Origin of the sequence: Nocardiopsis mangrovi (genome assembly GCF_042653925.1) — a bacterium.
In the GTDB taxonomy this organism is placed as follows: domain Bacteria; phylum Actinomycetota; class Actinomycetes; order Streptosporangiales; family Streptosporangiaceae; genus Nocardiopsis_B; species Nocardiopsis_B mangrovi.
On the sequence record NZ_JBHSFQ010000039.1, the window covers coordinates 44509 to 54915 of the forward strand.

Below are 10407 nucleotides of genomic sequence, written 5' to 3' on the forward strand. Positions count from 1 at the left end.
GCGGTGTCACTCGCCGAGGGGCGAGGGAGACCAGTCGCCGGGGCGGACCCAGCCGTCCGGGACGATCTCGACCTCCATCTGCACGGTGCCCGAGTCGTCGATGCGGGCCTCGTGCACGACGTAGCGGGCCCCGCGGTCGATCAGGAACTCGGCCTCGCCGACGTGCGGGGTCAGGCTCTCGTCGCCGATGAAGGCCGCCGGGTAGCCCTCCGGCACCCGGACGCGCATGTGCACGGCGGCGGCCTGGTCCATCCGCTTGGCCGTTGTCGACATGTAGCCGCGCTCGTCCATGGTCGTGCCGACCAGCCCGCCGACGGAGGAGGGGTCGGTCTCGTCGATCCCCAGACTGCGCAGGAAGTCGGTGTTGAGGCTGCGGGAGAGGACCGCCGCGCGGGGAAGCCGGGTGCGGGCCATGACGCTGTCGATGTCGTCGATCGCGCGGGGGACGGCGGCCTCGTCCTCGGGGGTCATGTCCGCGTCCGGGAAGTGACCCCGCAGGCTGCCGTTGATGAACTCGTGCCCCCGCCCGTAGACGCCGGTGCCGTCGGGGCCGGTCCCCGTGTAATAGCGGATCGACGCCTCCTCGCCCGTGGAGACGTACCTGGGCAGGGGGAAGGCGTCGCGGGCCCACTCCTGGGCGTCGAACTCGTCCCGCGGCGGGACGTCGGCGTCGCCCATCCCCGTGCCGGGGACGTGGCCGTTGGGTTCCGGCCGGTGCGACCCGTCCCCTTCGCCGCCGCCGTCCTCGCCGTCGCCGCCGTCATCGGGCCGGCCGTCGCGGTCCGGCGTCCCGTCGCGGTCGGGCAGGGCCCGGAAGGGCCGCAGCAGGCCGCCGAAGACCCCGGCGATCGAGTAGCCGCCGTTCTGCCAGAACCCGCCCCGCTGCCCCGTCTCCTCGAACGGCTCGGTGAAGCCGTCCCACATCTCCCGTGCCGTGGTCAGCGGGTTCTGGGTGAACACGTGGGCGACACCGTCGAACGTGGCCGACCAGTTGTTCCGGAACCCGGAATGGCTGCACAGGTGCAGCAGGCAGGCCCCGTCGGCCACGCCCTCGAACGTCTCGAGCCCGCCGCGGGTCAGCCCCCCGCCGAGCTTGCACGCGAAGTCGACGATCCGCCCGCAGTCCCACGTGTAGCCGCCGCGGTCCTGGAAGCCGAACAGCGGCATGTCCTCCGACGGCGTGCCCCACGAGCCCTCGTCGTCCCACCAGGCCGGGTGGTCGCCGTTGCCCTCCCACGGGCCGCCGACGACCTCCGCGACGTCGCCGTGGGCCGGGCCGGTCCCGGTCCCGGCGGGGTCCTGATCGCCGGCCCCCGGATCGGCGGCACCACCGGAGGCGGCGGAGGGAACGGACGGGCCCCGCTCCGCATCGGCGGCGTCCGGTCCGGCCGCGGCGCCGACCGCGTCCACGGCACCGCCGAGGAGCGTGCCGGCCCTCGACGGGATCCCCGAGAAGACGACCCCGGCGGTGATCGCGGCGACCAGGAAGATCACGGCGGCGTATTCGGTGTACCCGGCACCGCGTTCGGGGTCGTGGATGGTGCGCAACACGGGGGGCGACCTTTCGGGGGCTGTGCGCGGACCGCGCGACGCCGATCGTAACCATGCTCTGACCAGGGCGGCCATAGGTCCACGGGCCCGGAAGGACGGTCCGGTGCAGGGCCCGGCGGCCCGTCGGCAGCCCCGGCGGTCAGCGCGTCCGGCTCCGTCGGGGGGTGCCGCGGTGTGGTGGGCGGAGCTCAGGGCGCCGGCCGGAAGTGCGCGCGGGTCCCCTTCAGGCAGAGGAGGACGAGCCCGACGACCGGGAAGAGGAGGCCGATGAGGGCCAGGGGATCGCCGCTCTGGAGCCGGCCGAGTTCGCCGAGGAGCATCGCGGTGTGCACCAGCACCACGGCGATGCGGACCCACCGCCGGCCGCCGCGGAGCGCGCGGGCGAGGACGGCGCAGAAGGCACCGGCCAACACAAGGGGCAGGCCGGCGCCGATGCCGAAGAATCCGCCGGCCGCGGCGACCGTCGTCACCGCGTTGAGCCACATCAGCACCGCGACGGCCCAGAGGAGGACGCGCTGGGCGCGCAGTGACGCGGGTAGCGGGGCGTGCGGGGAGCTCATATGGCCTCGATCGCGTGTCATCCCCCCATCGACACACGGGAGGGCACGGAACGTCATGAATGACGCAAATCGCGTCATGATAGTGATCAACGATGTCGGGCGGCAATAGGCCCCGGGGCCCATACCGTCGGCCCTCGCGGGGGTCCGGGCGCCCGTACCGGCGGAGATCTGGGAGCCGGAACCGCGGGATGCCGCCCGCGCGGCGGGGGTGCGGGCCGGGGCCGACATGTCGCCTCGGCGCTGTAGCGCGGGGTCGACATGTCACCGTGTCGCCGTATCGTCGTGTGCCGCGCGTCCCTGGTGGGGGCGGGCGGCGGAACGGAGGCGGCCCCGGGGAGCCGGCCCCGGGGAGCCGGCGGCGAGTGTCCGGCCGTCCCCAGGCCGGGTGCGCCCGCGGCGTTCGCGGGGGCCGGGCGGCGGGCCCGGCCCGGGCAGGCGGAAGGGTGGGGGCGATGACCGTCTATGTGGGGCTGCTGCGCGGGGTCAACGTGGGGGTCAGGCGGAAGATTGCAATGGCCGACCTTCGGGCCGTGCTCGCCGGGCTCGGCCATACCCGCGTCACGACCCTCCTCCAGAGCGGGAACGCGGTCTTCACCGCGCCCGACTCGGCCGGCGGCGAGGACGCGGTCGCCGCCGCCGTCGAGGAGCGGCTCCGCGCCGAGTTGGATCTCGACGCCGACGTCATCGTGCGCACGGCGGCCCACCTGCGCCGCGTCGTCGACGGTATCCCGTTCGACGTCCGCGACCCCGCCAAGTGCGCCGTCTGCTTCCTCAAGGAGCCGCCCGATCCCGATCGGCTCGCCGCGATCGACCCCGATGCCTTCGCCCCCGAGGAGATGGTGCCGGGCGAGCGCGAGCTGTACCTCTACTTCCCCGACGGGCTGGGGCGGGCGAAGCTGACCCCGCTCCTGGCACGCCGGCTCGGCACACCGGCGACCGTCCGCAACTGGAACACGACCACCCGCCTGCTCGCCCTGGCCGAGGGCTGAGAGCCGCCACCCCTCGTTCTTCTTCCGATCCGCCGGCCGCGCGCTCCGCTCCGCCGCGGCGGACGCCGTCGCCGGCATGAGCGGCCCGGCCCTTCCTGCGCGGCCAGGGGCGTCGCCGTGTCGACATAGTGTCCCGCGCCGTTGTCGACAAGCCGACCAAGCGCCTTGGGCCGCGGCGCGCATTCAGTCCGCCGCGGCCAAGGACCCTGACAGCGAGATTGCCCGATCAGGGTTCGATGAGCCGGCGCAGTCGGCAGCCGGCCGCCGAGAAGATGCCGACGACGAGGACGAGTGACCGACTCTCGCAGAGCAGGGGCCGTCTCGGGTATCAATGGAGCCGCTCGACTGTGTGACCAGCGATGACAAGGGGCGTACAGAAGCTTCCCAGCGTTGGTGAGCGCTACGATCCCGCCCGCACCCGCTATCCGGAGATGGCCTCCTGGCGGCTGTCCCCGGAACACGGAGCCGGGCTGATGGTGTCGGTGGCAGTCCCGGACCGATGACTGATCGACGCCGCACACGCCTCACCGGCCCGGTGCGCTTCGCGCTGATCACCCGGGCCGGCGTGCTCGTGCTCGCCGTGCGCTTCGGTGAGGCCGGCACCTGGATGGAGGGCGTGTGGCGGGACATGCGCCAGGACCCGGGCTACCCGGGGGCCGAGTAGGAACGGAACGGTGAGTCCCGGCGACTATCACATCAGTTGACGCTCTCTTGGTCACGTGTGCGCAGGACCGTCCTGCCGCGCGGCTGAACCGGCGGGCCGCCGGGGACGTCCTGACGTCGTCGGCTTACCAGGCGGGCGGCCCGTGGACCCCGTAGATGCTTTCCGTATACAGATCGCGTTGATGGATCTTCGAGAGGATTCGTCGGGACCGCCGACCGCGAGCTCGACGCCGGCGGGGTTTGCACATGACGTAGCGGCATGTGGTCCAGTGGACGGTGAGCACGACGCTGAGAGGCTTCCTTCATGCACCTGCCTGCGATTCCCCGCTGGGTCAAGATCGGCGACGCTGCCGCATTCACCGGGACCACCCCCCGAGCCATCCGCCACTACCACGCCATCGGGCTGCTCGCCGAACCGCAGCGGGGCGCCGACAACCGCCGCCGCTACGGCTACGACGACATGATCCGCCTGTTGTGGATCCGCAAAATGGCGGACGCCGGTATTCCCTTGGACGACATCCGTACCGCCGTCGCGGGTGACATCGACATCGAGCAGTCGCTCGCCCGGCTGGAGGAATCCCTCACCGCCAAGGCAGCCGCTATCGAACAGCAGCGGACCGCCGTGCGCCACCTGCGCGAGTCCGGCAACCCCCTTGGCCTGCTCTCCCCGTTGGTCACCGGTCGACTGCGCCACGTGCCGCCCGGGGCCCTGCGCCCTTCTGATCTCGAGACCCTCCTGGTCACCGAGCGCATCTTCGGCCCGCTCGGCGCCGCCGTTCAGGCCGACCGGTTCATCGTCCTGGCCACCCGGCCCGACCTGCGGGCCGAGGAGGACCGCCTGGCGGAGGCCGAGGCGGCCCTGGACGACAGTGTCTCTCCCGACGACCCCCGCGTGGACACCCTCGCCGGCCGGCGGTGCGCACACGAGACCGCGTTGCTCTCCGCCATCGAGGACGCCGAACGAGAAGAAGCGTACGACGACCCCTTTGAGCAGTACGACGAGACTGCGGACGAGAGCGAGACGACGATGAGCGTGTCGGATGCCATCGGCAAGATGCCGTACGACTTCTCCGCGGCCCGCATCCGCTACGAAGAACGCGCCTTCGAACTGCTGCACGGGGTGCCGTCAACGAACATGTCACCGGCCGCGAACGAGGCCGGTTCGGCCAATTGACCCCCGCGAACCGGGAGCGTTCGGCATGATGCGGTCATGGCGCGCCGATCCGTGGGGATGGACGAACCGGTCGATGCGCTCCCCCCGCCCTGTCGCCGCGTCGGTGACGGCCGCCGCCCACGCCTTGGGCACCACCCTCTCCACGGGCACGTCCTCGCCGCGGCCGTAGAACTTCTCCGACACGCTCCCGAACGGCTTCTCAGGGATTCCCCAGCGCCCGCACGGTCTTGAGCTCGTCGATCTCGGCCAGCAGGGTCTCCAGCCCCAGCGGCCCCGGGTCGGCCTTGACCACGGCCAGGGCGCCCTCGACGCCCAGCACCCGCTTCTGGAGCCGCGCGCCCCCGGCCCCGACCGCCGGCCCACCTCAGCGGTGAACGCCTGATCGAACCGGCGCAGCCCCGAGGTCACCACACGCTCGACCTGGCCCGGTGACGGCGGCTCGACGGCCTTGGTGCGGCACCGCCGCACCACCGCCTCGGCCGGCGCGTCGCGGCCGGCCTCCACCGGGCACCCCGTGGCCGCCAGCCATGCGGCGAGCTGTTCCTCGTCGTCCTCGGTGGGCGGACGGGTGCCGTAGTGGTCGCGGATCTGCCGGCGGTGGTACTTCACCGCCCGCGTGCCCCAGGGGTACTCGGCGAACAGTGCGGCGTCGACCCCGACCTCGGAGGCGACGTGATCGACGGCGGCCGCGGGGATCTCCTTGGCGTAGGCGGGGACGCGACCCTCGATCTGGAAGAACTTCAGCAGCAGCGCGAAGCCCAGCCGGGTCGCCCCGGACTTGTTCCCCAGCGGCTTGCGGTCGCCTTCTTCCAGGGCCCACGCGTCGACGGGTTCTTCGGGGGTCCACTCCTGCCGCATGCCCACTCCAGTGTGTCCGGTCCTGTTCGACACGCACACCCTGACCGGCGGTGTCCTCGTCACCGGCCAGTCCTCACGACTTGTGACCTCATGGGCACCGCTCGGGAGCCACCCGCGGGTTACTTCGCCCCTCGCCGTAGCTTCGGGAGAACCGGGCCTACACGGGGTCGGCGGCGGGCATCGCCCGGGCCGGCGATCGGAACACTTCCCGGGTGTGCCAGTCGACGTGCCCGGCGTCGACCGCGGAGAACCCCGGCTGCGGCCGGGCGGAGGGGCGCCCGCTGAGAGCGAGCACCACGTCGCGGGCGCTGCCGCCGCGGCCGACGAATCGCTGCGAGACCGTCACGGTGCGGTCGGCGGCCAGCCCCAGGACGCCCTTGTCGAACAGCTTGTGGTGCAGCGAGCACAGGCACAGCCCGTTGGCGGGATCGTCGGGGCCGCCATACGCCCGCCACCGCACGTGCGCCGCCTCCAACGCGACCGCGCTCCCGTCGAGCCAGCCGTCGAAGCCGCAGAAGGCGCACCGGTACTCGTAGGCCATCAGCAGCTGCTCGCGGAAGCGCGGGTCGCGCCTCCCGGCCGCCTCGTCCTCGCCGACGGCGTCCGCGGCGTCCAGGGCCAGCCCGGCCAGCACGCAGATGTCGGTGTGCAGGGACGGTGCGAAGTTCGCGTCCAGCAGAGACCGGGCGATCCGGCCGAGCAGCCGGGGATCGTCCGCGAGGGCGTCGGCCAGGTCCGGTGCCAGGCGCCCGCGGGCGTCGGTGGCGCGGAGCCGTCCGACGCGGGGGCCCGGAGACCCCGCTCCGTCCGCAGAGCGGACCGTCCACACCCCGTCCGCGGTGAGGTGGTGGAAGGGGTAGGCGGGCGTGGTGGGCCGCGGCGGTCCGAACTCCTTGAGCAGCCGGCCCAGCTGCTCTTCGGCGGCGCTGTAGACGATCGGCGCCGGGCCGTGGCGCTGGTAGTGCCCGAGCGCGTACAGGAGGAGGAGCGGTTTGTGCGGTGCCCGGTAGCCCGATCGGCTCCATTGCCGGATCCCGGCGATCCGCTCCACCCAGTCCACAACGGGAGTCTACGATCCGCCGCGATCGCCGTGCGGGCCGTGTGTTCCGGTTCCCGCGGGGAGGGCGGAGGGCGGACGCGAGGGGACCGCGCGGACGCGGTCCCCTCTCCCCTCCTCCGGGCACACCCGGGACGGCGGCGGCCTAGAGGCTGCCGTCGGTCTTCAGCGCGCGGGCGACGCGCACGACGCGCTTGGCCTGCACCCGGGCCGCGGCGCGGGTCGTCTCGTCGACCGGGAGGGAGCCTTGGGCGTCGACGTGCGAGGTGCCGTAGGGGTTGCCGTCGGCGAACTTGCTGCCGTCGGTGTAACCGGGCGGCACGATGATCCCGCCGAAGTGGTAGAAGGTGTTGCTCAGCGCGAGCAGGGTGGACTCCTGGCCGCCGTGCTGGGTGGCCGAGGAGGTGAAGCCGCTGTACACCTTGTCCGCGAGCAGCCCTTGCGCCCACTGCGGGCCGAGTGTGTCGATGAACTGCTTGAGCTGGGCGGCGACGTTGCCGTAGCGGGTCGGCGACCCGAAGACGACCCCGTCGGCCCACAGGATGTCGTCCGGGACCGCCTCGGCGATGTCCTTGGTGGCCTCGGCGTTGGCGACCCAGGCCGGGTTGCTCGCGATCGCGGCCGCGGGCGCCAGCTCGGCGACCTTGCGCAGGCGCACCTCCGCGCCCTCCTTCTCCGCGGTCTCGGCGATCTCGCGCGCGATCTCGTAGCCGGTGCCGGTGGCGGAGTAGTAGATGACGCTGAGCTTGACGCTTTCACTCATGGGGCGGTCCTCGTCCAGTCGGAAAATTTATCTTCCACGAAAGATAATACGAACGTATCTATTCCGCGATGGATCCCCGGTGTGAGGCCGACCACCCGGCCGGGCGGGCGTTCGCCGAGGTCGGCGACCCCGGGGCCCGGGCCGCGCTCCGCGGGCCGCCGCCGGCGACGCACCCGCACACATCGGCGCGGGCGCACCCGTGCCTGTTCGCCCCCTTGTCCCTCGGCGAAGGGCGCTCTACGTTCGTGGCGAACGAGCAGTGGTCCGCCGGGCAGCCCATAGCGACCTACGCCCCCGAGGTGCGCCATCGATCCCGTCCTCGCCACCATCGCCCTCCCCGCCGTCCTCGCCGTGATCATGCTCGGCCTCGGTATGTCGCTCACCGCGGCCGACTTCGCCCGGCTGCTCTCCCATCCGCGGGTCGTCCTGCTCTGCCTGGGCTGCCAGATCGTCGTCCTGCCCCTGGCCTGCCTCGGCCTGGTCCTGCTGTTCGACCCCGCTCCCCCGCTGGCCGTGGGCATGCTGCTGCTGGCCGCCTCACCCGGCGGGACCATGGCGAGCCTCTACAGCCACCTGTTCGGCGGAAACGTCGCCCTCAACGTCGCGCTCACCGCGGCGAACTCGCTGATCGCCGTCGTCACGCTGCCGATCATCACCAACCTGGCGCTGGCCCACTTCCTCGGCGACGACGGCACGCTCGGCCTTCAGGGCGACAAGGTCGTGCAGGTCTTCGCGGTGGTCCTCGTGCCGGTGGCCGTCGGCATGCTGATCCGCGCGCGCCGCGCGGGCTTCGCGGCCCGCATGGAGCGGCCGGTGAAGGCCGCCTCGGTCCTCGCGCTCGCCGCCCTCATCACGGGGGCCATCGCGCAGGAGTGGGCCCGCATCGGCGACTACATCGTCGCCGTGGGCGCCATGGTGCTGATCTTCAACGTCCTCAGCCTCGCCACCGGGTACTGGGTACCGCGCTGGGCGGGCGCCGGGCGGCCCGAGGCCATCGCGTCGAGCATGGAGATCGGGGTGCACAACAGCACGCTCGCGCTGGCCATCGCCCTCAGCCCGGCCCTGCTCGACAACACCGAGGTGGCCGTCCCGGTCGCGGTCTACGGCATCGTGATGCTGTTCACGGCGGCGGCCAACGGATTCATCCTCGACCGCCGGCACACGCGGCGCAGGGACCGACCAGGGAAGGAAGGCGCATCGTCTCACGATTCGGGAATGTGATCTCATGAAACGAAACGCATGAGTAGAGTGGCGCCATCGTGCCCTGCTGATTCGTGAGGAGCCCCGATGGCAGCCCCCGCACCTCCGTCCGCAGACCGGATCGCCGATGTCCGCAGCTCCCCGGTCCGCGAACTACTGGCCCTGGTGTCCCGGCCCGGGGTCATCTCCTTCGCCGGCGGGCTGCCCTCCCCCGACCTGTTCGACCACGAAGGGCTGCGCGCCGCATTCGACGAGGCCATCACCGCCGAGCCGCGACGCGTGCTCCAGTACTCCCCCACCGAGGGCGATCCCCGGCTGCGCCGGATCATCGCCGAGCGACGCGCGCGCCAAGGGCTCTCCGGCGACGAGTCGGGCATCATCGTCACCACCGGGTCCCAGCAGGGCCTGTCGCTGGTGGCCACCGTTCTGCTGGACCCGGGCGACACCGTCCTCGTCGAAGAGCCCGGGTACCTCGCAGCGCTGCAATGCTTCCGCCTCGCCGGCGCCCGGGTCGTCGCGGTGCCCACCGACGACGACGGGATCCTGCCGGATGCCCTCGCCGAAGCCGTTCGGCGAGAACGCCCGAAGCTGCTCTACCTGGTGCCGACCTTCCAGAACCCCACCGGACGCACGCTCACCGACAAGCGCCGCGACGCCGTCGCCGCGGTGGCGGCCGACGAGGGCCTGTGGATCGTCGAAGACGACCCCTATAGCGACCTCCGCTACAGCGGCGACCCGATCGTCCCCATCGCCGCCCGCGACGGGGTCCGGGACCGTGCCCTGCTGCTCGGGAGCTTCTCCAAGATCATGGCCCCCGGGCTGCGCCTCGGCTGGCTGCACGCCCCGGAGCCGGTGCGGCGGCAGTTCGCCATCGCCAAGCAGGCCGCGGACCTCCACACATCGACCATCGACCAGGCGGCGGCCGCCGCCTACCTCGCCTCCACCGACCTCGACGCCCACCTGAGCCGGCTGCGCGCCGCCTACCGCCCGCGCCGCGACGCCATGCTCGCCGGCCTGCCCGATGCCCTGCCCGAAGGCAGCACCTGGAACGAGCCCGATGGCGGCATGTTCGTGTGGGCCAGGCTCCCCGGGGGCACGGACACCGCACCCCTGCTGCGCACCGCCCTCGACCACGACGTCGCCTACGTGCCCGGGGCACCGTTCTTCGCGCAGACCCCGGACCCGGCGACCATGCGGCTCTCGTTCGCCACCCCCTCCCCGGAGGAGATCGGAGAGGGCCTGCGCCGACTGGGGCGGGCACTGCGCTCGTCCTGAAGGGGCGGGCGGGCCGGGCGGCGTGGGCCGGCCCGCGCCGGAGACGTCCCGCACGCGCGTGGACGGACTCAGGAGTACAGGGAAGAGGGAAGGTGGCAGGGGCGCAGGGGGCGGAGAGGACGCAGGGGACCGGGGGAACGCGGTGTCGGTCAGCTCACGTCCGGGCGAGTTGGTGCTTGCGTGGGTACCGGCTATAGTCGGTCGAGTCGCCTGGCGCGGGCTTGTGGGCCTGCGGGCCGGGCGGTGGTCTTCTCTCGGCCGATCCGCACACCGTCTGGTGGGCGGGGCCGCATCCGGTTGGTCGTTCTGGTCTTCGA

The 10407-nt window shown here is 72.6% G+C and carries 10 protein-coding genes; 5 read left to right on the forward strand and 5 right to left on the reverse strand.

The window, feature by feature from the left end; all coding sequences use genetic code 11:
• Positions 1–6 precede the first annotated feature (6 nt).
• On the reverse strand, positions 7–1551 hold the full coding sequence (locus ACFO4E_RS27025) for an ADP-ribosyltransferase (protein ID WP_378579560.1): 1545 nt from the start codon (positions 1549–1551) through the stop codon (positions 7–9).
• Between the two features lie 188 nt (positions 1552–1739).
• Positions 1740–2111: a hypothetical protein gene (locus ACFO4E_RS27030; protein ID WP_378579561.1), complete on the reverse strand. Its 372-nt coding sequence runs from the start codon at positions 2109–2111 to the stop codon at positions 1740–1742.
• Positions 2112–2563: 452 nt separating this feature from the next.
• On the opposite strand from ACFO4E_RS27030, the gene ACFO4E_RS27035 reads away from it, so the two are divergent.
• The 3 genes from ACFO4E_RS27035 to ACFO4E_RS27045 all read left to right on the forward strand — a co-directional run bounded on the left by ACFO4E_RS27035 (position 2564) and on the right by ACFO4E_RS27045 (position 4937).
• Positions 2564–3100: a DUF1697 domain-containing protein gene (locus tag ACFO4E_RS27035; RefSeq protein ID WP_378579562.1), complete on the forward strand. Its 537-nt coding sequence runs from the start codon at positions 2564–2566 to the stop codon at positions 3098–3100.
• Positions 3101–3599: 499 nt separating this feature from the next.
• Positions 3600–3764 (forward strand): hypothetical protein, encoded by a 165-nt coding sequence (locus ACFO4E_RS27040; protein WP_378579563.1) that lies wholly within the window; start codon positions 3600–3602, stop codon positions 3762–3764.
• 303 nt (positions 3765–4067) lie between these two features.
• Positions 4068–4937 carry a MerR family transcriptional regulator gene (locus tag ACFO4E_RS27045; protein WP_378579565.1) on the forward strand — a complete coding sequence of 290 codons (870 nt, stop codon included), beginning with the start codon at positions 4068–4070 and terminating at the stop codon, positions 4935–4937.
• Here the strand turns inward: ACFO4E_RS27045 and ACFO4E_RS27050 are convergent.
• The 3 genes from ACFO4E_RS27050 to wrbA form a co-directional block, all read right to left on the reverse strand.
• Positions 4902–5795: a DUF4158 domain-containing protein gene (locus tag ACFO4E_RS27050; RefSeq protein WP_378579566.1), complete on the reverse strand. Its 894-nt coding sequence runs from the start codon at positions 5793–5795 to the stop codon at positions 4902–4904. The genes ACFO4E_RS27045 and ACFO4E_RS27050 overlap by 36 nt on opposite strands.
• 157 nt (positions 5796–5952) lie before the next feature.
• Positions 5953–6855 (reverse strand): phosphorothioated DNA-binding restriction endonuclease, encoded by a 903-nt coding sequence (locus ACFO4E_RS27055; protein ID WP_378579567.1) that lies wholly within the window; start codon positions 6853–6855, stop codon positions 5953–5955.
• A gap of 142 nt (positions 6856–6997) precedes the next feature.
• Complete coding sequence (gene wrbA / locus ACFO4E_RS27060; protein ID WP_378579568.1) at positions 6998–7615, reverse strand: NAD(P)H:quinone oxidoreductase; 618 nt, start codon at positions 7613–7615, stop codon at positions 6998–7000.
• Between the two features lie 306 nt (positions 7616–7921).
• Here wrbA and ACFO4E_RS27065 point away from each other — a divergent pair, with 306 nt between their 5' ends.
• Positions 7922–8836 (forward strand): bile acid:sodium symporter family protein, encoded by a 915-nt coding sequence (locus tag ACFO4E_RS27065; RefSeq protein WP_378579577.1) that lies wholly within the window; start codon positions 7922–7924, stop codon positions 8834–8836.
• 66 nt (positions 8837–8902) lie between these two features.
• Entirely contained in the window at positions 8903–10090 is a 1188-nt protein-coding gene (locus tag ACFO4E_RS27070) for an aminotransferase-like domain-containing protein (RefSeq protein ID WP_378579570.1), read from the forward strand.
• The last annotated feature ends 317 nt before the right edge of the window (positions 10091–10407 follow it).